Annotated in this window: 18 protein-coding genes; 14 read left to right on the top strand and 4 right to left on the bottom strand. The window is 43.9% G+C overall.

All coding sequences use genetic code 11. The annotated features are described in order from the left end of the window. The first annotated feature begins 365 nt into the window (after positions 1 to 365). The 3 genes from RJD38_RS16610 to RJD38_RS16600 are packed head-to-tail and all read left to right on the top strand — an operon-like array spanning position 366 to position 2,613. Positions 366 to 1,214, top strand: coding sequence for an ABC transporter ATP-binding protein (locus tag RJD38_RS16610; RefSeq protein ID WP_009733798.1), 849 nt, complete (start codon positions 366 to 368; stop codon positions 1,212 to 1,214). Further along, the gene (locus RJD38_RS16605) at positions 1,211 to 2,143 is read left to right on the top strand and encodes an ATP-binding cassette domain-containing protein (RefSeq protein WP_065546639.1); all 933 of its coding nucleotides are present in this window, start codon (positions 1,211 to 1,213) and stop codon (positions 2,141 to 2,143) included. Before RJD38_RS16610 ends, RJD38_RS16605 begins: the two co-directional genes overlap by 4 nt. Then, a complete protein-coding gene (locus RJD38_RS16600) occupies positions 2,140 to 2,613 on the top strand; it encodes a hypothetical protein (RefSeq protein ID WP_040758069.1) in 474 nt (157 codons plus the stop codon). Before RJD38_RS16605 ends, RJD38_RS16600 begins: the two co-directional genes overlap by 4 nt. A 303-nt stretch (positions 2,614 to 2,916) precedes the next feature. Here the strand turns inward: RJD38_RS16600 and RJD38_RS16595 are convergent, their stop codons facing one another. Beyond that, on the bottom strand, positions 2,917 to 4,125 hold the full coding sequence (locus tag RJD38_RS16595; protein ID WP_032073033.1) for an IS4 family transposase: 1,209 nt from the start codon (positions 4,123 to 4,125) through the stop codon (positions 2,917 to 2,919). Positions 4,126 to 4,300: 175 nt separating this feature from the next. After that, the gene (locus RJD38_RS16590) at positions 4,301 to 6,271 is read right to left on the bottom strand and encodes a replication initiator protein RctB domain-containing protein (protein WP_005600321.1); all 1,971 of its coding nucleotides are present in this window, start codon (positions 6,269 to 6,271) and stop codon (positions 4,301 to 4,303) included. 1,247 nt (positions 6,272 to 7,518) lie between these two features. Here RJD38_RS16590 and RJD38_RS16585 point away from each other — a divergent pair. From RJD38_RS16585 to RJD38_RS16565, 5 genes are all read left to right on the top strand, one after another. Further along, entirely contained in the window at positions 7,519 to 8,736 is a 1,218-nt protein-coding gene (locus RJD38_RS16585) for a ParA family protein (protein WP_065431247.1), read from the top strand. Between the two features lie 7 nt (positions 8,737 to 8,743). Further along, positions 8,744 to 9,715, top strand: a complete 972-nt coding sequence (locus RJD38_RS16580; protein WP_005600325.1) for a ParB/RepB/Spo0J family partition protein — start codon at positions 8,744 to 8,746, stop codon at positions 9,713 to 9,715. 166 nt (positions 9,716 to 9,881) lie between these two features. Then, entirely contained in the window at positions 9,882 to 11,978 is a 2,097-nt protein-coding gene (locus RJD38_RS16575) for a tRNA(Met) cytidine acetyltransferase TmcA (protein ID WP_065546638.1), read from the top strand. Between the two features lie 707 nt (positions 11,979 to 12,685). Further along, positions 12,686 to 12,985, top strand: coding sequence for an STAS domain-containing protein (locus RJD38_RS16570; protein ID WP_005600328.1), 300 nt, complete (start codon positions 12,686 to 12,688; stop codon positions 12,983 to 12,985). 10 nt (positions 12,986 to 12,995) lie between these two features. After that, positions 12,996 to 14,693 (top strand): fused response regulator/phosphatase, encoded by a 1,698-nt coding sequence (locus tag RJD38_RS16565; protein ID WP_065546637.1) that lies wholly within the window; start codon positions 12,996 to 12,998, stop codon positions 14,691 to 14,693. A 129-nt stretch (positions 14,694 to 14,822) separates the two neighbouring features. Here the strand turns inward: RJD38_RS16565 and pflB are convergent, their stop codons facing one another. Beyond that, on the bottom strand, positions 14,823 to 17,120 hold the full coding sequence (gene pflB, locus RJD38_RS16560; protein WP_065546636.1) for a formate C-acetyltransferase: 2,298 nt from the start codon (positions 17,118 to 17,120) through the stop codon (positions 14,823 to 14,825). A 302-nt stretch (positions 17,121 to 17,422) separates the two neighbouring features. On the opposite strand from pflB, the gene RJD38_RS16555 reads away from it, so the two are divergent. The 3 genes from RJD38_RS16555 (at position 17,423) to RJD38_RS16545 (ending at position 21,306) form a co-directional block, all read left to right on the top strand. Beyond that, positions 17,423 to 18,067: a recombinase family protein gene (locus RJD38_RS16555; protein WP_005600335.1), complete on the top strand. Its 645-nt coding sequence runs from the start codon at positions 17,423 to 17,425 to the stop codon at positions 18,065 to 18,067. Next, complete coding sequence (locus RJD38_RS16550) at positions 18,064 to 19,248, top strand: multidrug effflux MFS transporter (RefSeq protein WP_065546635.1); 1,185 nt, start codon at positions 18,064 to 18,066, stop codon at positions 19,246 to 19,248. Before RJD38_RS16555 ends, RJD38_RS16550 begins: the two co-directional genes overlap by 4 nt. A gap of 243 nt (positions 19,249 to 19,491) precedes the next feature. Further along, positions 19,492 to 21,306, top strand: coding sequence for a cation:proton antiporter (locus RJD38_RS16545; protein WP_065546634.1), 1,815 nt, complete (start codon positions 19,492 to 19,494; stop codon positions 21,304 to 21,306). Positions 21,307 to 21,765: 459 nt separating this feature from the next. Here RJD38_RS16545 and RJD38_RS16540 read toward each other — a convergent pair whose 3' ends face one another. Beyond that, entirely contained in the window at positions 21,766 to 22,242 is a 477-nt protein-coding gene (locus tag RJD38_RS16540) for a GNAT family N-acetyltransferase (protein WP_065546632.1), read from the bottom strand. A gap of 430 nt (positions 22,243 to 22,672) precedes the next feature. On the opposite strand from RJD38_RS16540, the gene RJD38_RS16535 reads away from it, so the two are divergent. The 3 genes from RJD38_RS16535 to RJD38_RS16525 all read left to right on the top strand — a co-directional run bounded on the left by RJD38_RS16535 (position 22,673) and on the right by RJD38_RS16525 (position 23,784). Further along, positions 22,673 to 22,954, top strand: a complete 282-nt coding sequence (locus RJD38_RS16535; RefSeq protein WP_009388146.1) for a hypothetical protein — start codon at positions 22,673 to 22,675, stop codon at positions 22,952 to 22,954. Between the two features lie 43 nt (positions 22,955 to 22,997). After that, complete coding sequence (locus RJD38_RS16530) at positions 22,998 to 23,366, top strand: DUF4087 domain-containing protein (protein WP_065546631.1); 369 nt, start codon at positions 22,998 to 23,000, stop codon at positions 23,364 to 23,366. Between the two features lie 67 nt (positions 23,367 to 23,433). Continuing rightward, on the top strand, positions 23,434 to 23,784 hold the full coding sequence (locus RJD38_RS16525) for a hypothetical protein (RefSeq protein ID WP_065546630.1): 351 nt from the start codon (positions 23,434 to 23,436) through the stop codon (positions 23,782 to 23,784). The last annotated feature ends 15 nt before the right edge of the window (positions 23,785 to 23,799 follow it).

Below are 23,799 nucleotides of genomic sequence, written 5' to 3'. Positions count from 1 at the left end.
ACCTCCGAACAAACCATGCTAGGGACGCCCTAATCTTTAGCAAACTGAACCCTAGCTTGTTAAGTAGATTCGTTCGGGAATGTGATATCGCTAATAGTTCAAAACAGAGATATGAAAATCGGCTTTTTTTATTTTGCGCCTAATGAAATTGCGCAGTACAGTTAAAGGCTCCGCTGAAAATACTCCCTTTGTTCTAGATCATCTCAAGCACAAATAATCACCATTACTTCGATTAAATCCTTTCGTTCTTCCCAAGGGTTTTTGCGACTATTTTACGACCAGCTTCACTCTTTTATACCAGACTTCTTTTCTCGATTGAATTAAGAGTTAATGATAATCATTATCTTTATCATATGAGAATCGTTATGAGTGACCAAGCTCTTCAGCATGCTTTTCATGCTGACCCCATCATTAAAATTCGCAACTTATGCGTTGACTACATTACCGATACTGGCGATTTTAACGCCGTAAAATCGGTCAGTTTTGATATTGGCAAAGGTGAAATCTTTGGCCTAGCGGGTGAATCAGGCTGTGGTAAGAGTACCATTGCTTTTGCCATTAACCGTTTACATAAGCCGCCAGCCTTTATCTCAGCAGGACAAATTCACTTTGAAGGTCGTGATCTGCTGAAACTTTCGGATAAAGAGATTGGTGCAATCCGCTGGAGTGAGATCGCCATGGTTTTCCAAAGCGCCATGAACTCTCTCAACCCTGTGCTTCCAATCAAAGAACAATTTGCTGACGTACTTCGCCATCACCGTGGCATGAACGAAGAGCAAGCGACCAAACGCGCCGAACAATTGCTCGATTTGGTCAATATTCCTCGTGATCGTCTGTCTGAATATCCCCATCAATTCAGTGGTGGCATGCGCCAACGCTTAGTGATTGCGATCGCGTTATCGCTCAATCCCAAGCTGATCGTGATGGACGAACCCACGACCGCATTAGATGTAGTGGTACAACGTGAGATTTTGCAGCAAATCTATCAACTGCGTGAAGAATTTGGTTTCTCAGTCCTGTTTATCACCCACGACTTGGCGCTGATGAGCCAATTGTGTAACCGTATCGCGATCATGCGCCATGGTGAAATCGTTGAAGTGAACAGCTCAAAACAGATCCGCAACAACCCACAACATCCGTATACCCAAAAATTATGGGCCTCTTTCCCGAATATTCATGAAGGGAAGCACTCGACTGAAGGAGCAATGGCATGAGCGAACCAATCATTCAACTCAACAACGTCGTGAAGGAGTTCACCATTGGCGGTGGCTTCTCTTCTGTTGAGCGCTTTAAAGCCTTACAAGGCGTCAGCTTTGACATCCACAAAGGCCGCACGCTCGCTTTAGTGGGCGAATCAGGCTGTGGTAAAAGTACCTGTGCCCGCTTAATGACTAAGGTCTACCCTGCGACAAGTGGTGAGATCCTCTATCGTGGCAAAAATATCAATGACATCCACAGCCGTAAAGAATTACTCGATTATCGCAGTAAGGTTCAAATGGTCTTTCAAGATCCGTTTGGTTCACTCAACCCAACTCATACCATCGAGCATCACTTAACTCGTCCTTTGAAGATCCATAAACAAGTAAAGCGCGATAGTGATATCCCTGCACGCCTGCAAGAATTGCTTGAGCTGGTGGAACTCGCGCCGGACACCTTAGGTAAATATCCTCATGAGCTAAGTGGCGGCCAGCGCCAACGTGTGAATTTAGCGCGCGCCCTCGCAGTCGGCTCAGAAGTGATACTGGCAGACGAGCCAACCTCTATGCTGGATGTCTCAATCCGCCTAGGTGTACTGAATCTGATGCAACGAATGAAAAAAGATCTTGGTATCGGTTTTCTCTACATCACTCATGATCTTGCGACCGCGCACTACATCGCAGAAGAAACTGCAGTGATGTACAAAGGCCAAATTGTTGAATGGGGAGACACTCAAGCGATCCTCACCAACCCAAAACATCCTTACACCAAGCTGTTGATCTCTGCGGTGCCAGATCCCGATCTTCCATTTGGTCATTTGGTCGAAACTGAACCAAACTATTCAGTAGAGGCCGATCAAATTCGCGCAACCAGTGCGATTGTCACCCAAGGCGTGAACCAAGTCGGACCGAATCACTTTGTAAAACAGTTGGTTGAAGCTGCATGATGAAACTAGATACGTGGGTAAACGAGATCAGCGATTGGCATCAAACCCGAAAGCATGATCAAGAGAAACATCTTCAAGTATTGATCCTCAATGTACCCGATGCGGTATGGGGGCCATCGATCACCGAGCTGCAAAGTAAGGCGATCGCGTGTTGGCTCGACGGTTGCCTACGTATCTTTCATGCTTTTCGTTACCAGGATCCGAAGCTGGCTTACCAATACCTTCAATTGGCATACGCCAAGCTGCAAGCAACGGTAAGCCAACCAATGGCGGAAATCGAACTCAAAGATTGGTCAATGAAGCGTATGCAGCATTTAACGGTGCTGTCTTTAGAGTTTTGTAATCAGCAACAACAGCATCAGTGGCAGCTTGAATCAAATAAGATTGTCGAGACACATGTGGAGTTCATGGCAGCTCATGCCTGGAATGAAGAACGAAAGCATGATCAAGGATCGCAACGGTTGCATTAACTTATCGCTAAATGATCGAATGTTGCCTTGATCATCGTTCCGTTTTTTGCTTCATGCGTCCGAATGAACACTGGGCTTAGCGACTACTTACCAAGATGAGGCTCTCATCTCTATGGGAGAAATTAAGCGCAAAAAAAAGCGAGTTCAAAAGAACTCGCCAAACAATTCAGAATGAATGTAACAAATATATGAGCCAATCTATTGAGACTATTTCAATCTCAGGTTTCATCAGAAAGGACAAAAGGTTGTCTATTCGCCTTCATCATAACGTGCACTGTTGACGTTATGTCCTGAGGGATCCCCTCATAATTTCCCCAAAGCACAACCATGTTTGAATAGATTTTGAGCAAGCAGGGTTGCAGCCGCGAGCAAGTCTTCCCTCGTTATTGTGTAGCCAGAATGCCGCAAAACTTCCATCCCTAAGCGCACTGTTGAGAGTACATTTCGATTTTTGACAGTGTTAGCTTGGAAGTGCTTATCCCAACCTTGTTTCTGACCATGAACTCCAGCAAGCCAAAATGTCAGTTGAAGCATTAGGGCGATTAGCAGCATGATATCAAAGCGCTCTGAGCTGCTAGTTCGGCTATGACGGAGGCCTAAACCGTAGGCTGGGCTTTTCAAGTCTCGGAAGGTTTCTTCAATTTGCATACGCTTCGAGTAGAGCCTAACAAGTTGCTTTGGTGTTCGGATTTCAACGGGCAAGTTAGTCGCTAAAACCCATGGTTCTTTTGTCGAAGCGGAGTAGATTTTAGGTGACGGATGATGACAATTAGTCCGTGTCGAACGCTGATTTTTTCGGCCTTTAGGACGTGATTTATACAGTGCAATTTGACATGAAATTGGGTTGCTCTTAGTCAACCTCTTATAGCCTAAAGTCTTTGAGCGACTTGAGGATATGCTATGTAAGTTGCTGATAGGTTGCCAGTTTTCCGCACCTAAATCTGCATATTGCACTTTCCCTCTGACTCGACTTAACCAGTACCAACCTAGCTTTTCAACGGATTTATACCATGGCACTTTAAAGCCAGCATCACTGACAATGAGCGGTGTAGTGTTACTCGGTAGAATGCTTGCAAGGTCGGCTAGAAATTGGTCATGAGCCTTCTTTGAACATTGCTCTGAAAGCGGAAAGGCTTTCTCATAAAGAGTAATAGAACGACCATGTAGTGCCACCGAAGCCCGCAATACCATAAGCCGTTTTTGCTCACGAATATCAGACCAGTCAACAAGAACAATGGGCATCGAATTACCTGAACAGATAAAGCTGGCATGCCAACGGTATACAGCGAGTCGCTCTTTGTGCAAGTGACGATTACCTAACAATCTGTCGATTCGTTTGATGTTATGTTTTGTTCTGGCTTTCGTTGGCAGGTTACGACCAAGTTCGGTAAGAGTGAGCGTTTTACATTCAAGTAATGCGTGGCAAGCCAGCGTTAAACTGTTGAGTCGTTTTAAGTGCAATTCAGGGCAGAATTGGTAAAGAGAGTCGTGTAAAATATCGAGTTCGCACATCTTGTTGTCTGGTTATTGATTTTTCTCAGAACCATTTGATCACATGACAAGATGTGCATCTACCTTAAATTTATGATTTTTATCAAAATCATTAGGGGATTCCTCAGCGTTATGTCATTGTTTTGTCAGTGGAATGTACTAAAACTGTCTGTTTTTTCTACAATCCACTTCAAATCTAAATAGCCACTTCATCCAAAGCGCGGAATACACTTTCATCCAAGTGACCATCCATCACTTGTTTACACACTTTACGGCGAACCGCTAAGCCGGCGATCAGACGCTCGATCGATAAATGTTTGTTCTCACTTTGTGCGTTATACAGTTCGATCATCTTACTTAATGTCTCATAAGGGATCTTATCGTTACCAACACGAAGCCAGTCAAGCTTGTCTATGAGCTCCAGACACTCTTCTTTGATTGAGTTGTGTGAATGCCCTGTCATAGCCGCTAAAGCGCCTATACTGCGTTCTAGGGCCTCTGCTGAGGTATATTTGGATAAGGTTATGGTAATTTCATCCGCATTTATCTCTACAAGGTGCTTACGTTGCTTCACTCGACGGCCTAAATGACCTTTTGGCGAACGCTCTTTGCGCTGTATAGGCTCAAATTCACCATCGATAATTTGCGACAGTTCATCCAATTGCTGGCGCGTGACCATTTCGTTGCGAAGTGGGTTCGGCAAGGTTGGCGCCATATTGCGTTTACCAGCGTTAGTGGTGCGAGCACGTGAGTAACGTAACACCTCTTCAACATCGCATTTAATATCGACGTGATAATCTTTGATCTTATCTTTGTCGATCATTGCACTGATCGTTAAGTGGTAGCCCCAAAGGTTAACCACAAAAAGATCCTCTCCCCCTTTACCATCGGATAGGCGTTTCAATTCACGGATCAGATCCATCGAGAAACGACGCCATTCAATGTTACGCGCTAGTTTTTGGTTGAGCTCACTTAACAACATTGCATCGGTATGGCGGCGAGACATACGACTACGGAAATAGCTGTACAACTGGAATACCAAGGTGTGTTGTTTCAAAATTTCTGGTGGAAAAAGGAAGAAATAGTCGCGTGTTAGCAGTTCCTCATAGAACGATGGCTCCCATACCAGGATATACAGGTTCGGTTTTATGCGTATTTCGCCGTCAGAGCCCTCTGTAGGGGCTTCTTCCGATGCAGTAATGGTACGAGCTATAAAACGGAAACGATCGCTCTTAAAGCCTTCTGGCATGTTCTCGCTGAGCCAACGGCCTGTCAGTTCATGCAATTGAAAATCGGTAAATTCGATACGATCAATACTATCGCGAATAGAATCACGTGCCGGACCACTATCCTTCTTGCCACGCAGCGACAAAATATCAGTAATGTAGAGCGGTGTTTTATTCGGAACGTGTTTCGCGTCTAACTGATATTGATGCTGATGATGATCGTGGTATTGCACTGTCAGTGTAAACAACGCAAATAGGGTCATGAGATCATCAACGGTCATGATGTTTTTGGATGATCTTGTTTCGATCACTGCGCGTGTACCTGAGATCGAAACCATCGATTTTTGGTAGTTTTTACGTGTTCTTGGTGGCGCTAATGCTTGATCGATAATACCTGCCCAGTTGGTTGGTGAAACGATAAATTGATCCGCTTCATCTTTCATTGCTGGTGGTGTATTCAAGCCGTATTCATTCAGTAAGCGTTTATTCACTTGTGTTTGAGCAAGTGCTTTTGAACGTTTTTTCTTTTCCGATTGTTTCACGCTTTCGGTGACTAGGCTCGTTGCGCCCAGTGCTGAGATAAGTTTATTGGGATTAACAAACTTATGTAGCATGGTTTTTCCTGCAAGCCCTTCTTCAAAACGAACGGGGATTTGATCGAATAACCCAACGGTAACCGCCGCTCTTAATCGTTGTTGAATGGCGGCGCGTGTGATCTGACCATCTGTCGCATCGATCAATTCTGTTGTGGAGACCAAACCATCTTTGCTTGAAAAGCCTCGTAAAGAAATGAGATTTAAAAGTTCTACGATGCTTTTTGTGACACCTTTGAAATGTTGGTATTGCTCGATCCAATCAACTGCAATTTCAGACACTTCAAATAAGTGTCCATCTTTGTGGCTGCGAGGGTTTTTGATCAGTATTTTTTGTTCAGAACTCATTTTTGATCCGTGTCACAGAAGCCGTAATATCGCTATAGTTCCGAAAGAATAAAGAAAAAGAGATCATAAAGAAAGAAAAAACTTATTGCTCTTTTAAACTGATCTTTATGATTAAACTGATCTTAATTGATTATATGATCTAATGATCTGGACGATATTTTACTTGTAAGTTACTGAAGTTTAAGCGGTATTTTTTTTGCTTCGTGAAAGCATGATCAAGTGGGAGTCGAAAACATGATCATTGCATTAGTGAAAGCATGATCAAATTTAATCGAAACGATGATCATCCCTACTTCGAACCAATGATCAAACAAACGCTTGAAGCATGATCAACGTTAATGCACATGTTATCCACAGAACGATTGGACGCAAATTAAGTATATGATCGTGTTCATCGTTGCTGTGGTGTTTTTTACCGTAACGATGATCAAGGTAGAACGATCCTTTTTGCTGCTTTGTTTATTTTATCATCACTTTAGTAAATTGAAATACAATTCGATTGTGATTACTCACACTTAACCACGGGGAATAAACGCTACGAAAGCATGATCAAGTAATGTTGATTATTGGCCTGACCAACTCCGTGTTCGTCGTATTGTCGTATTATTGGCTTAAATCGCCCGTTAAGCCTTAGTTCATCAGCATTCTTCCGTAATTTACCCGCGAATTTACATGCTTCCGCACGCTAACTTGCCTTGATCATCGATCCATTTAACGATCTTGCTTGATGGTGATCCCTGGAGGGCTTTTTCCAGGTTATATTTCCTTGATCATGTTTCCATAGCGTCGCTATTTAACCGAAAGCATGATCATGAGTGTATCCTTGATCATGCTTTCGTTAACCGTAATGCTCTTTCCAAACTAAATCCTTGCTGTGACTGAGTTCGTTTCGTGTTGTGCTGGTCATTTTCGATCTCTAGTCCAGTAATTATTGTGGTTCGATTTACATCGGCCGTAATTTGTGGCAAGAAACTAATCGTTCCGAGAAAAGAGATGATTTTAGCGTTGAAATCCGTTTTTACATTGTAAATAAGTGACGGTGTAACCATTTAAATCTTCGGCTTTTCACTTGTAATACCACACAGAAAATAGAGCATTTTTTGAGTGGTTTTTACTATAATTCACTTAAACGATATATTGTTCTCATTTTAATGTGATGGCTATCTATAAGTGAATGTTCACCTTTTTATTGTTAAACGGATATAGTGCTGTACAATAGTGACAGTTACTAATAACGGAATTTGGCAATGAAAAGAGAACAGACAATAGAGAATCTCATTCAGCTTGCGGAGAAAACTGCACAGGTTCAAGCAGACCGTATTGAGATTGTATTAGAAGAGCGCAGTGACGACCATTTCCCACCGATGTCGAAGGCATTGATGGAGACTCGCTCAGGTTTGACTCGCCGTAAACTAGACGATGCAATTAGTAAGTTGGAGGCAGAAGGCCATCAGTTTACTAAAAATAATGCAAACCATTATTCGATCTCGCTGCAAGAAGCTCATATGCTGATGGATGCTGCGGGTGCGCCAAAGTTCTATGAACGCAAAAAAAATGTTGAGAACAAGCCATGGATTATCAACGTACAGAACCAAAAAGGTGGTACGGGCAAATCGATGACGGCGGTGCATCTAGCTGCGTGCATGGCATTGAATTTAGAAAAGCGTTACCGTATCTGCCTTATCGACCTTGATCCACAAGGTTCTTTACGTCTATTCCTTAACCCTCAGATCAGTTTAACTGACCACGATAATATCTACTCAGCTGTCGATATCATGTTGGAAAATGTTCCTGAAGGGGTAGAGATTACGAAAGAATTCTTACATCGTAATGTCTTACTACCGACTCAATATCCGAACTTAAAAACCGTGTCTGCTTTCCCAGAAGATGCGATGTTTAATGCGGAAGCGTGGCAAAATCTGTCACAGAATCAGTCGTTGGATATCGTAAAACTACTGAAAGAGAAGTTGATTGATAAGATTGCTGATGACTTTGATGTGATCATGATTGATACCGGTCCGCACGTCGATCCACTGGTTTGGAATGCAATGTACGCGTCAAACGCACTGTTGATTCCATGTGCTGCGAAGCGTTTAGATTGGGCTTCTACGGTTAACTTTTTCCAACATCTACCAACCGTTTATGAAATGTTCCCTGACGATTGGGCTGGATTGGAATTTGTTCGTTTGATGCCAACGATGTTCGAAGATGACAACAAGAAGCAAGTTTCAGTTCTGACTGAAATGAACTATCTATTGGGCGACCAAGTGATGATGGCGACCATCCCACGTAGCCGAGCATTTGAAACTTGTGCCGATACTTACAGCACCGTATTTGATTTAACGACCAGCGACTTTGAGGGCGGTAAAAAGACCCTTGCAACGGCTCAAGACGCCGTACAAAAGAGCGCACTAGAACTAGAACGAGTACTGCATAGTTACTGGTCTTCACTAAACCAAGGGTAATTGGCTCATGGCAATTAAAACTTCAGATTTAAACGCAAGACTGTTTGGTAAGACCAATAAACGTCGTGCGACGACGCCTCAAGAGGCACAACAAGCGGCTAAAGCACAGGCTCAGGTAATTGAGCTAGCGGTTGCTGGTGAAGATATGGTTGAATTCGAACTGCTTCGTATTGAAGCGGATCAGGTTGAATCACAAACGGTCGTTTTTGCAGAAAATGCTCGTGAACAATCATTTTTGAATGAACATGCTTTGTCAGATGTTTTAGTGACGTTACGTGAACGTGGGCAGCAATACCCAGCTGTCGGACGTATGCGTGAAGACGGAAAAATTGAAGTGCTTGATGGCAGTCGCCGTCGTATGTCTTGCATTTTAGCAGGCAAAGCCTTCCTTATTTACGTCGCTCAAAACATTAATTCAGAGCATGCTAAATTCCTTTCTGACGTTGCGAATGCACACAAGCCGCTTTCTCTTTTCGAAAAAGGCAAAGAGATGCAGGCGAAATTGGACAGTGGCGAAGCTGAAGATCAAAAAGCATTAGCAAAAATTTTCCAATGCAGTGAAGCGTTGGTGAGTGGTGCGTTGAAAGCGGCAGATTTACCGCTCGAACTGTTACAAGCATACCCGAACGTCGCGGATTTAGGTCGCCCAACAATCGTTAAATTGCATAAGCAGTTTAGTCAGCTTAGCCATGCTGATAAAGGTATGTTGCTTAAGAAGTGCCGTGATGAAGACAGCTACGCATGGCAACGTAGCGAAGCACAAGGTGTTGCGCGTATTACTAAAGATGTTTCTGAGATGATTGAGTCTTGGGTTGAAGAGTTGATGCCAGCGAAACGTCCAGTCAGTAATAAAATTGATCTTGTTAAAGGTCGTGTTAGTTACAGCCGTAAAGGCAGTAATTTAGCGCTTAATTTGAAAAAAGTGGACGATGAAACACTAAAAGAAATCCTTAGTTTCATTGAAGACAAGTTCAAATAATATTACTTGCTCTGATTTCTTCATTTTATTAAAGCCGCTTTAGCGGCTTTTTTTATGTCTGGAGTTCGGCTTTTTATCGCGGGTAAATCGAGTTAATCGATCGGTAATAGCGAGAGTAGGGCATTAACAAGTATACTAATCGAAACTCTTTCTGACTGTTTGCGACATGAATTCTATTGAGCAATATTTCCAAGCGTTGTCGTCGTTGGCAACGCACCGCAATCATCGATCTGGTATCACGGTTAAAGGTGATGCTGATTGGCAGCAATCGATCGTTCAACTGGCCATAGCGGCTTATCCCGACCAGGTCTTCCAATTAGGAGGAGAGCCTCAAATGGGGGTTGAACGTTACCTAGCTTACAATAAAGGACAACAATTTCTTGGGCAGGAATGTCGTTTGTTGTTGATTGATCTTCGTGATGGTTTTGACGCAAACAGCTTAACGTCGGTGCTGGGTACGGTACGTGGCGGCGGATTGGTTTTGTTTTTACTAAATCAACACGTTTGTGATGATTTGAGTTATGCCTGGTTGGCAAGGGCATGCAGCCAATTTGCCTGTATTGAACAACATAAACCGCTGCCAGTTATTCCGGTAGAAGGAACCCTCCGATCCCCGGAAACATCAATAAAAGATGCTTTGAGTCAAACGGAACAACAGAGCTTTGATTCTCATCGTTTAGGTTTGAAAAATCTCGCCCAACAAGACGAGGCAATCGAACGTATCATCAAGGTGGTGAGTGGCCATCGTCGTCGACCTTTAGTATTAACTGCCGATCGTGGTCGAGGGAAAACAAGTGCCCTTGGCATTGCGGCGGCACGGCTAATACAAGATAGGTTCACGCAGAATAAAGCGATGCGTATCCTAGTCACTTCACCGGTTATTAAGAACCTTGCACCTTTGTTCGAACATGCACAGCGTTTGTTACCCGAAGCGCTGCGTACAAAGTTAGCCTTAACGTGGCATAACTCGGTTATCGAGTTTATCGCGCCGGATGAGCTACTTCGTTGCAAGCCCAGTTGCGATTTATTGCTGGTCGATGAAGCTGCAGCGATTCCATTACCGCTGCTATTTTCTATTGTTGCGCATTATCATCGAGTTGTGTTCTCCACGACAATTCACGGTTATGAAGGGTGCGGACGTGGCTTTACATTGAAGTTCCAAACTTGGCTTCGTCAGCATAGACCCGGGGCGCACTTTTATCATATGGATCTGCCTATTCGCTGGGCAACGCAAGACCCACTCGAGCAATGGCAATATCAAACATTTTTGTTAGATGCCGAGTTGAGTGAGGTTGATGATGTAAGCGACGCAAATAGCCGCTTACGACTTTATGATCAGCAAGCTCTATTTTCATCCCCTCGCTTACTGCGTGAATGTTTTGCATTGTTGGTTAATGCCCATTATCAGACGACGCCGAACGATTTGATGTTGCTGCTCAGTGACGCTTCTATTAAGTTGTGGGCTCGATTTGAAGGGGAGGTTTGTGTTGGTTGCATCATTGGCGTTGAGGAAGGCGGATTATCAGCGGAATTGGTTGCACAGATTCGCCAAGGAAAACGCCGTCCTAAAGGGCAGCTAATAGCAACAACATTGGCCAACCATCTTGGATTAGATATTGCCGCACAAGAGCCAAGTTTGCGCATCATGCGTATTGCTGTGCACCCTGCATGGCAAAGTCGAGGTATTGGCTCATTGATGCTGACTGAGCTACAAAACAATCGTGATTACCAATTCTGTTCCACCAGCTATGGTGTTACCGATTCACTGCTTCATTTTTGGTTGTCGAATGGTTATGTTGCGGTAAAGCTGGGAAGCCAGCGAGATCAAGCCAGCGGTTGCCATTCTTTGGCGATGGTTAAAGGGGCCGCCGAATGGATTGTGCAAGCTGAGAGTTTGTTTAATTCAAGTTTTGCTTATCAATTGAAAGATGCATTTAGGGAGATTGAACCCTCCTTAGTGGCGAGTCTACTCCGCCAAAGCAAAACCAATGATAGCTATCAGCAAAGTGAAGATGTATCTCGTCTTAAGTTCGCTTTGATTGAGAGCTACATTGCTGGCGGCACAAACTACGAAAATGTAGCGCCCTTTATTGAACAGGCATTACTTACCCAGGGGGCGAAAGTTGATTCAGCATTGTTGATTCGTAAAGTTATTCAGCAGTGGGGTTGGGAAGCGTGCGCTCAAGAGTTTGGGCTAGTTGGCAGAAAGAAAATAGAACAAGCACTGCGTGATGAACTGCAACGGTGGGTCTCTAAGCTCTAGCGGCAGCGAAGTTTCCCCGCTCATCGATTTCTTTCTCTGGATCCTTTCTTGTTCTTTCTATCTGTTATTTACAGTGTAAATCATACCCTCTGATTTACACTGTAAAATCCTACTTTCATTCATATCATCGTGTTGATGTCGACAGCCCTGTTTACAGTGTAAATTGACACTTAGCTTTACACTGTAAATCGCTCAGTCTCTAAAAATAGTTTTATCATTAGCGCTATCAATCTGGCTAGACGAGATAGAACAGCGTCTGGTCAATCAGTGAGACGGCCCAATGTCATAAGGGTGATTGTGGTGAGAAATCTTCGCTCGATACGCGATCTAAACAGTTAAATCGTGACATGAGTTATTTGTTGTTCGACTGTTGGCGAATCGCTGAATCCTTCCTACACTCAACAATAAGCAATCAGTTTAATGTTGGCTAGACGAATCCAAACGACACAATTACGATCTTCTCTTTGTTAAATCGAATTCATTTGATGACAACCTTCTTCCATCGTACGGCGTCTATGCCTCTTTGGTCGAGTGAGGATGGTGAATGCGTTTTGGATCCTCTATTTCGAATTGTCATTCAAACTCTCAATCTACTATCAAAACAATCGAGAGTGAGTCACGAGAGGCGAAACGTTTCTTTAGGTGTCAGATTGGCAATGTCGTTAGCCAGCAATTGGTAACAGGTTAGGTCGTAAGGAGAGGGGCTTATGTCTGTAGAGACAGAGGTGAATCCGGATTCAAAGCACATTACAATTTTTGTTGAAGGGACGTTTGGATTCCACGTCATCCAAGAATTTAAGCGCTGCTATTCAGATAAGCGCGATTATCGATTTACCGTAGACTTGCGTAAAGTCGATTACATTGATAGCGCAGGTTTGGGTATTTTGATCAACATGCATAACTATCTGGAGCAAAGTGACGGTGAGATCCAAATTACCAACACGCTGCCTCAAGTTAGAAAAGTTCTCGCTATCTCGCGATTCGATAGAAAATTTAGAATCACGTGAGGAGAATAAGATGCGTATTATGATAATCGACGATCATGCTACCAATCGGGAGTTGTGCCGATTAATGCTCAGTCATATCACCTCACGAATTGATACGTTCGAGAGCGGCGTGGGTGTTGTTGAGTCGATGCGTGAAATGTCATTGTTGCCTGACGTCATTTTGTTAGACGTGATGATGCCAGAAAAAGATGGATTCACGACGGCCCAAGAGATTCGAGAGGCGTTTCCCGATCACCATATCGCGATCATATTTTTGACCGTCCTCGATGACCATGACTCTTTCGAACGATGTTTAGCTCTTGGAGATGATTTTGTTTTGAAGCCGGTTGAGCGAAGTGTGTTACTTGCCAAAGTTCAAGCACACTTTCGTATTGTTCGGATGCACAATGAAGTGATTTCTCAGCGCGACGAACTGAGTCAGTTTCATGAGCAGGTGCGCTACGATTATGCCATGGCGGAATCGATCTTCTCCAACCTCAAAGAAGAAATGAGTTCTCAGGTCAAACATATCTTTGGCATTGATTATATATCGACCCCATCAACTATTTTTAACGGTGACTTGATTGTCGTTGCTAATCGTCCCCATGGGGGAGTGTACGTGATGATAGCCGATGCTACCGGCCATGGTTTACCCGCTGCTATTTCAGCAATCCCTGCAACTCGCGCTTTTTTCTCGATGGCTTTGAAAGGAATGTCTCTAGGAGAAATTGCCACTGAGTTGAATGAAGTATTAGGCCGTTTTCTACCGAGTGGAATGATGCTTGCTGCAAGTATTTTTGAAGTTCGGGCGAATGGCTTCGAAGTCTCGATGTGGGGAGGAGGATTACCAGATGGTTACATTCTTTCTGAAGACGGTAAGATCGTCAGAAGGTTGGTGTCTAAGCATATGCCGTTAGGTGTGTTGTCGAACAGTGAATTCGAAACCGATCTGATTCATCTCAAGCTCGAGCCGAATCAAAAAATTATTGCTTACACTGATGGTTTAACCGAAGCACTCAATGAGAAAGGTGAATTATTTGGGCAGGACCGTCTCGAAGCGGCACTACAGCGGGGGGATTCTGCTATCCCTAAATTGTATGAATCCGTCCGTCAGTTTTCTCACCGAACCACCGATGACGATTTATCGATCCTTTCTATGACTTTTCCTATTTCAACTAACCAAGAAGTGACGTCGACAAGTAACGCCGATCCCATTAGCCATATTACCACGCAGTCGACATTACGCTTCTCTTCTGAAGTGATTAAGAGTGTCAGTTTGATGACCGACGTGCGTCGCTATCTTATGGGGTTAATCAATGATGGTACGCATTTGGATTTGGTCTGTTCAGTGTTGGCTGAGCTGTTGTCGAATGCCATTGACCACGGATTATTGAATCTTGATTCAAGCATTAAAGAACAACCGGATGGTTTCTTTCTCTTTTATCAGTTGAGAGAGGATAAGTTGGCCGAGCTCGATAAGGATGCATGGATTCGTCTTGACCTCGATTTCGAACCTGACAAAAGCCAATTATTGATGATGGTCGAGCACAATGGTGAAGGCTTCGAATTTCAAGGTGCGCAGACATTGAGTGATAACAGTCTGACTTATGGGAGGGGGATTGTACTAGCCTCAGAGCTATGCGACTCACTTGAATATACTAAGCAAGGAAAAAAAGTGACGGCTTTGTATCAATTTACCTCACCGCATAATTTTCCGCGTAGTCACTAATCCCATTGGAGTTTCAATTTACACTGTAAAATGAAAAGTGAGAGGCTTTAGCCTCTCACTTTTTAGTTTAGCCGTTCACAATGAAAGTGGCCGTTTAGTCACTATCACTCACGCATCTAACTTATTAGTTTAGATTCGGTCGGTAAAAGTTCGGCTGATCACATCTTGTTGCTGTTCACGAGTCAGAGAGTTGAATCGAACCGCATAGCCAGAAACACGAATAGTCAGTTGAGGGTATTTATCAGGGTTCTCAACCGCATCCAGTAACATCTCACGATTTAACACATTGACGTTTAGGTGTTGTCCACCTTCAATGTTATTCACTCCTTCGTTGCTTTCATGGTGGAAGTAACCATCCATGAGGGCGGCTAAGCTCACTTTCTGGTTTAGCTCATTTTTACCTAGTGCGCTAGGCACGATAGAGAAGGTGTAAGAGATGCCATCTTTAGCGTAGGCAAACGGCAGTTTAGCAACTGAAGCGAGTGAGGCCACTGCGCCTTTTTCATCTCGTCCATGCATAGGGTTAGCACCTGGCCCAAATGGCATGCCAGCACGACGTCCATCAGGAGTATTCCCTGTCTTTTTGCCATACACGACGTTTGATGTGATGGTCAAAATAGACTGGGTAGGTTCAGCCTCTCGATAGGTGTGTTTTTGTTGAATCTTTTTCATAAAGCGTTCAACAAGATCACAGGCGATATCGTCCACTCGCGAATCGTTGTTACCAAATTTCGGATAATCACCCTCGATATTAAAATCGATCGCGATACCTTGTTCATTACGAATGGGTGTGACTTTTGCGTATTTGATTGCGGCTAACGAATCGGCGACAACTGATAACCCAGCAATACCGCAAGCCATAGTACGGTGAACGTCGCGGTCCATTAATGCCATCAACGATGCTTCATAGCTGTAACGGTCATGTGAGTAATGGATAATGTTTAAAGCCGTTACATATTGAGTGGCCAGCCAATCTAACATCTCATCAAAGCGAGGCATGATGCGTTCATAATCCAATACTTCATCGTCGATGCGAGGCACTTGTGGCCCAACTTGGGTAATGGTTTTTTCGTCGACTCCACCATTGATGGTATAAAGCAGTGCCTTGGCAAGGTTCGCGCGAGCCCCAAAAAACTGCATATGCTTGCCAACAACTTGAGGACTAACACAACAGGCGATAGCGTAATCATCGTTATCGAAGTCCGGGCGCATTAAGTCATCATTTTCGTATTGAACCGAAGAGGTATCGATAGAGACTTTCGCTGCGTACTGTTTGAAAGCTGACGGTAATTGCTCAGACCATAGAATGGTCATATTCGGCTCGGGAGCAGGTCCCATGGTATGCAGTGTATGCAGGTAACGGAAAGTGGTTTTGCTTACTAGAGTTCGGCCATCGACACCCATACCCGCCATTGCTTCTGTTGCCCAGATTGGGTCGCCAGAAAACAATGAATCGTATTCAGGTGTACGTAAAAATCGAACCATGCGTAGCTTCATGATGAAGTGATCAATCAGCTCTTGCGCTTGTTTCTCATCAATTAGCCCCAGTTCGATATCTCGCTCAATATAAATATCGAGGAAGGTTGATGTGCGACCTAGAGACATCGCTGCGCCATTTTGAGACTTAACGGCAGCAAGGTAGCCAAAGTAGGTGAATTGAATCGCTTGTTGCGCTGTGCGCGCAGGTGACGACATATCAATACCGTACTTTAAACCCATCTGACGAATGTCTTCTAATGCACGAATTTGGTCAGTAATTTCTTCACGTAGGCGCAGGGTCTTTTCAAGATCTTGCCCGTTTTCTAGTTGTGCTTGAGTTGAATCCAGTTGCGATTTTTTATCGGCTTTAAGGAAATTGATGCCATAAAGTGCAAGGCGGCGATAGTCGCCAATGATACGGCCACGGCCATACGCATCGGGTAGGCCAGTAATGATGCCAGATTTACGACAAGCTTTAATCTCTTTGGTATAAAGATCGAATGCCGCTTGGTTGTGGGTTTTTCGATATTCAGTGAATGTCTTTTCGATGGAGGGATCAAGCTCGCGGCCATACACTTCACACGATGTTTTCACCATGCGAATACCGCCGTTGGCGATAATACCGCGTTTTAAAGGTTTGTCAGTTTGGAGGCCAACGATGGTCTCAAGGTTTTGATCGATGTAACCGGCGTCATGGGAGATGATGGTTGAAACGACGTCAGTATCAAAGTCGACAGGAGCGTGAGTACGACTTTCTTGTTTAATACCTTCTAATACTTGTTCCCATAATTGCAGTGTTGAATCATTTGCTTCGGCAAGAAATGATTCATCACCTTCATAAGGGGTATAGTTTTTCTGAATGAAATCACGCGTATTAACATCGGTCTGCCAATCACCGGCTGTAAAACCGTGCCAAGCTTCTATCATATCTGTCGTTGGGATAGTCATAGGACCTCCTAAAGTATTGACAATTATTAAGTATCGATTAATTGATCGAACTGTTGTTCGTTTAAAATCATCATAGGCGGCTGAGTTTGTGAGTAAAGTGCATTGTTTTTATAAATTACATGCATTTTATACATATATATTAAGATCAATAATTTATAGATGAAGTTAGCGAGAGCTACGCTAAATAAAGTTGATGTTATTTCGAGGGGTGGTTCATTTGGTGTTGAAATGAATAATGAACCACTGCATTATGAACTAATACACTAAATGAGCCTGTTGTTCTTACCCAGTATGGAGAGGTTATGGCCAGTTATATCTACACGCGTTTCTCACCCAAAAATCGTGCATATCGAGATCAACTTGAGCAATTAACCCAGTTTGCCCCAAACGCTGTGCATATTGAGGACCGAGTGCATGGCTTTGTTCCTCCCCTTGAAAGGGCGGAGTTTAGTGCACTAGCGACTCGTCTTCATTCTGGAGATACGCTGGTTATCTGGTGGTTAACAGTTTTTGGCCGTGATTTTAATCAAGCGGCGAATACTGTGACTCAGCTTCTTGAACAAGGAGTCACAATCAAACTGCTTTGCGAACCACTTTGTTTTGAACCCAATTCAGAACAAAGTCGAATTTTACTCTCGCTGCTTTCAGGTTATGACAAGGTGCAAACTCAGCATCGATTGTTTGCTGCTGAACAAGGAAGACAAGCGCTCAAGGACAACCCCGAGGTGTGGCAGCAGAAATTTCGCGGTCGACCTGCCAATAAAGAGAAGCATAAACGTATTGCAATGAAACTGTTACAGGGTCACTCAATTAGGCATGTAGCGGAGCTTTGTTCAGTGAGTGAATCAACAGTCAAACGAGTCAAAGCAAAATTGCAGCAATTTGATGCTGAAGGCGGTTTAACTGCACGTGGAAATAATCCATGGACAGAGGGTGAAAAGAAATGAACCAACCTTTTTCTTTTCGTTCTATTTTATTAGCGTGCTTGATTATCAGTATTGGTCAATTGAGCATGGGTCTCGTTTTTCCCTCGTTGCCGTGGATTGCAAAAGATTTCGCGATTTCACTTGAGCAAGCTCAGTTGTTGGTTAGTGTCTACTTATTGGGCTTTGGCCCTTCGCAATTTCTTTATGGACCAATTTCGGATGCGCTTGGGCGCAAGAAAGTCTTATTGACGGGATTGCTCATTGCGATGTTGGGTCTGTTGATGATCATTTTCTTCAGCCAAACTTTTACCGCGATGGTCGCAGGGCGTTTTTTACAGGGATTGGGCACGGGTTGTTGTGCGGTGTTAGCACGCGCCTCTACTCGAGATCGCTTTAATGGACCGGAGTTACCTGTCGCGATGTCTTATATCGCCATGGCGGCGTCGATAACACCATTGTTTGCCCCCGTCATTGGTGGTTTTATCAATTTTCATTTTGGCTGGAGCATGGTGTTTATCTCCTTGCTGGGGTATGTCTCTATCGCTTGGGTCATTATTGCCGTTCGCTTTAAAGAAACGGTGACCGAGTATTCGAAAGTGCCTTCGGCGAAAAAAATGTTGCGCCAATATCGCGATCTGTTGGCATCACGTTACTTTGTTAGTTTTGCCAGTATCAGTTGGCTTAATTTCAGTTTGATGATCACGACCGTTTCGGTTATGCCGTTTATCATGCAAAACCAAATTGGCATGACGTCCGATCAATATGCAATGTGGGCGATCATCCCTGCGCTTGGCATGCTAGCGGGTACGAGTATTTGTAATCGGGTCAGGCCACTTATTGGCAGTAAGAAAATGCTGCTCTGCACGCCAGTACTGCATCTTAGCGCCGCATTGTGGCTATTCTTCTGCCCAGTAGAACCACTTTATCTGATGCTCGGCCAGCTGTTGATGATCTTGGGTAACGGCATTGCACTGCCGTGTGCTCAAGCGATGGTGATGCAACCGTTCAAGCGTCACGCGGGGGCCGCTGCTGCAATGTCTGGCGGTGGACAAATGGTTGTCTCGTCATTAGTGAGTATGCTGTTAGTCCAACTTGGCTTGAGTCATGCTTGGCACCTTTCGCTGGTAATTGTTCTTTTTGCTGTGATTACATTCACCAATATTGTGCGGGGTTTCAATAGCCCCGAGCCCCAAATTGACTAACTAGCGATTTAGATTAAAACGTCGCGACTTAGATCCTCGCTATTCTTACAACGCTACTTCGATTCGTCGTGGTAGCGTTTTTTTATATTCTTTTCTAGTTAAAAATAGGCAAGACAGAGACTTAGATTGCTATTTTTGATTGTTGATGGCGAAAAAATCAACAACATCACTTATATTTTCCTTAGTTGATAGAAATGGCGTATTCGCCGCTCATCAAGGATGAGTTCATATAAGGTGCAAGGAATGCAAATCGGTAACGAAGCGCTGGTTTTAGCGGCGGTAGGGGTTGTTGGTTTAGGTTGTCAGTGGCTTGCATGGCGGTTACGTTTGCCTGCCATCTTGTTTTTGTTATTAGCGGGGATTGTTCTCGGCCCCATCTTACAGTTGTTCGATCCTGATGCCGTATTGGGTAATCTACTTTTTCCTTTAGTTTCACTCGCGGTAGCGGTGATCTTGTTTGAAGGTAGTTTGACGCTCAATTTCAAACAGATCAAAGCGGTAAGTGGCTCTGTTTGGAGCATTGTCTCGATTGGTGCATTGGTTTCTTGGCTATTGACCAGCGCCGCGACGCATTATCTTCTTGGCTTTGAATGGCAATTGGCCATTTTGTTTGCCAGCCTAACGGTGGTAACGGGGCCGACGGTTATCGTGCCGCTGTTAAGAACGGTGCGACCGAATGCCAAATTGGCCAATATCTTACGCTGGGAAGGGATTCTTATTGATCCCATCGGCGCACTTTTTGTGGTGATGGTGTATGAATTTATTGTTTCTCATAGCGCGGTTAACAGTGTTGAGGTCTTTATTACTCTAATTGCGGTAGGAGTGGGCTTTGGTATCGCCTCAGGCGCAGCTGTCGCGACGGCGCTACGCAGAGCATGGCTACCGGAATACTTACAACCTTTTGCGGTGCTCATGATTGTATTAGGCGTGTTTGCGATTTCTAACCATATTGAATCGGAAGCGGGCCTACTGACGGTTACGGTAATGGGCATGTGGTTGGCGAATGCAAAGGGGATCAATCTGCAACAAATCCTCCATTTCAAAGAACACCTTACGATCCTACTCATCACTGGATTATTTATTTTCTTAGCCGCTCGTATTCATTTAGATGATTTTGCCGCTCTAGGCGTTGCTTCAGTGCTGTTGTTTGTCTTTATGCAGCTTGTCTCTCGTCCAGTCTCTATTTTCCTCTCTACGATGCGTAGCGGGCTTTCTTTACGTGAAAAGCTGTTTCTGTCTTGGGTTGCCCCGCGCGGGATTGTGGCTGCGTCTATTTCATCCCTGTTTGCTATTAAGTTGATGGAGTACGGGATAAGTGAAGCGGTGTTGCTGGTGCCTTTAACGTTTATGGTGATCATTGGTACCGTTGTTCTGCAAAGTGCTACCGCACGACCAATGGCACTGGCGCTCGACGTAGCAGAAGCCAAGCCGCGTGGTTTTTTGTTGATTGGCGCTAACCGAGTTGCCCAGGAAATAGGCCAAGCATTGGCTCGTTATGATCGTCGTGTTTTATTGACTGATTCAAATTGGGATTACATCAGCCAGGTGCGAATGCAGGGAATGGAGGGCTATTATGGCAATCCGATTTCGAGCCATGCTGAGGACAATCTCAACTTGATCGGTATTGGCCAAGTGGTCGCACTTACCTCAGATCAACATTTCAACATGATGGCTTGTATGCAGTTCGTGACGGATTTTGGTGAAGATAAGGTCCATTGCTTACAGAAAACCATACGTAGCGAGAAACCCTCCAGTGAGAAGCATACGGTGTCTGCACAATATCATGGGCAATTGCTGATGGGAGGGAACGTCAGTTACAGCCAATTGGCCAGTTTACTCAGCCAAGGCGCGGAAATTCGTCACACCAAGTTAAGTGATAGCTTCAGTTATGCTGATTATCTTGAATTTCACAAACATAACTTTGTGCAACCGCTATTTTATGTCGCTGATAATGATCAGATCCATTTTTGTGATGATCCTGAACACTTCTTGCCAGCCAATGGGTGTACGGTTATCGCGTTGATCCGCGAAAGTGACACGATCAGAGATCAAGACTAACGTGATCCTGTGCTTTTTTATTGGCTGTAACGCCTAGATCTTCAGTTTGAGTGGATGAAAAGTAAGTGGTGTCCCTATGTTTTACTGATGATCTTGTAAATGTGGTGGCGATTTTGTCTACTATCGCCACCATATCGCAATGAGCCAATTTCCTCTTTTTCTTATCGGGTTTTGATTGTTTTTTCATGGGGTGGAGTAAAAGGTAAACGCATTTTGCCTTGAATTTGTACGCACGTTGTTTTTTTAGACAAAGCTGACGGTGAGGTTGAGGCTTGCTATTGGCTAATAGAGCGTCGTTATAGCCCCTAATTTGCGTTGGTTAAACGTGAAAATTAAGAGTAGATTCAAACCAGAAAGATCATCATTGCTTTGATCTTATTGAATCCTTTATTGAATGACATCAGTCGATCATTTTGCTGCGATCTCAACACCGAACGATAAATCGAGCATTGTCTAAATTCAAAGATCGTTAAGTGGTTGAGCCATTTTTTCGGTCCGCTGTAAGCTCATCGGAACGAAGCGGATTCCATTGAACTCTGCTTCTTCTCCGTTAGCCTCAAAACCTTGGGAGTGATAGAAGCTAACGGCATTCACTGACGATCGCAGTGTTATCGTTTCTGCCGTCGTTGAGTGGAGTAGGTGTGCAAGTAGCTGTCCACCAATGCCTTTACCTTGGGCTGATTTGGCAACGAAAAGGTGAGTTAAGTAGTTGCCATCTCTTAAAGCGGCAAAACCCACCAGGTGGTCATTGAGGATTGCTTTGATGGTGGTGAAGTTCGGGGTAGCAAAGGTTGCTTCAATCCCTGGTAGCACCACTCGTTGGTATTCATGTTGGCCTTGTGTGTTCAGCAAGGGTAAAACATCACTTTGAGATACATTTGATACCAGTGCTTTTACCGCAGTAAGATCATGCTTTGTGACGCGCTTAAATTCCATTTTCCACTATATCCTTGTTCAGTTGGCTTTAGGTTCTCGTCCAGCAAAGCTCAATCTTGACCATTGCTGAATCTAACCTAGCGGAGTGGATAGTTTGATGGCAAGCGATATCTACGACAATGTGAAAGCTCAAATCACTCATGTTTAGAATTCGATTCCCCGTTAAGTCTCTACTTTTAAGTACTTATCCTTAAGCACCTATCCTTAAGCACGGATGGGAGTCATAAACACCCACCGAAGATACGAACTTTACAATGTAAATAGCGGTGAATAGGCAGACTAAAAGCGTGGTGGGTAGAGAGGTACAAGCGATTTGTTTTGTCTCGACGAAGCAATATCTTGCTAGCGTCATAGAATCGAACGTTACACGTTGTTATAAAAGAAATAAAAGCACATTATTGCTGCCTGATCGAGCATTTAGGATTCAGGTATGAACTTAGATAAAGCCAAGAAACGCATTGCCAAACAAGTGAATAAAGGCTTCAAAGGTTATCCTCAAATTACGTTGGCTTATTATGGCCAAGATAAAGACTGCGCGACGGAAGTTGAGATCCAATTTATCCAAGCTGAAGGTGATGCACCACAAGAGCAACGTTTTTGCAGTGACACTGACGTAAGGGAAAGCGAATTGATCCAAACCACTTTGTTGAAAATCATTGAGAGAGCTAACGTAAACTCGGTTATTGAAGTGGCAGGCGTCGCTATTCGTTAACTGGCGAGTGATATTCGCTTATTAAAAAAGAACAAAACCTGTTATGAAGTTTAAATTTATGCTTTGCGCATTGCTATTGCCCCTTAGTCTTCACGCAGCGGAAAATCGTTGTGGCTGGGTGCTAAATCCAACCCCACATAATGTCTGGTTACACGACCGTGATGGCACTTGGACAATCTCTATGATGGGTGATTACCTAGAAGAAACCCCGTCGCTATATCGGTTTTCTGAGGCCTTTGTAGATGAAAGCCAAGTGGTGAGAAATAATGGTGTTTATGGTTATGCTTGCGCTTGTATGAAGGTGAATATTGATCAAGAGCGTGAACGTATCACCAAGATCTACCAAGTGAATCAGCTAAGTCTAAAACGTTGCCAAGATGACCGTGCTATCGCGGACTATGTCTTGGATTAAGCGGGCTAAGTCTTGGACTGACAGATCGCGATGTAATCGTGCTGATAAATAAGGATCGAGTACCGTAATGAAGAAGATAGCGATTGCGTTCGTGCTTTTTTTTAGTGCATTTTCGTATGCTGATGTATTAGAAACTCAAAACTACACCATTTCTATCGAGATCAATTGTGAGCAAGGGGAGATGCTGTGTAAGGATGTCTCTTACCTTGGTGTTTCAAAAAAATCGCAAAATCAGATCCAACTGAAAGGGGAAACCGTGCATACCATCTGTGCCGATGGCGTAACACCTTGTACCTTTTTAGGTTATCGATTCCAAAATGGCACTGTGGATTATTTTGTGAGTGTTCATGGTGATTTGAGAGTGACTAACATCAGCGGCGATACGCTTTTACATGAATCTGGAGAGTGGCGCGATTGAGTGTGGAGCTTACCA

This window comes from Vibrio scophthalmi (assembly GCF_040869025.1).
Classification (GTDB): Bacteria; Pseudomonadota; Gammaproteobacteria; order Enterobacterales; family Vibrionaceae; genus Vibrio; species Vibrio scophthalmi.
The sequence above is the reverse complement of the archived record's forward strand: the minus strand, read 5'-3'. Positions and strand labels throughout refer to the sequence as shown.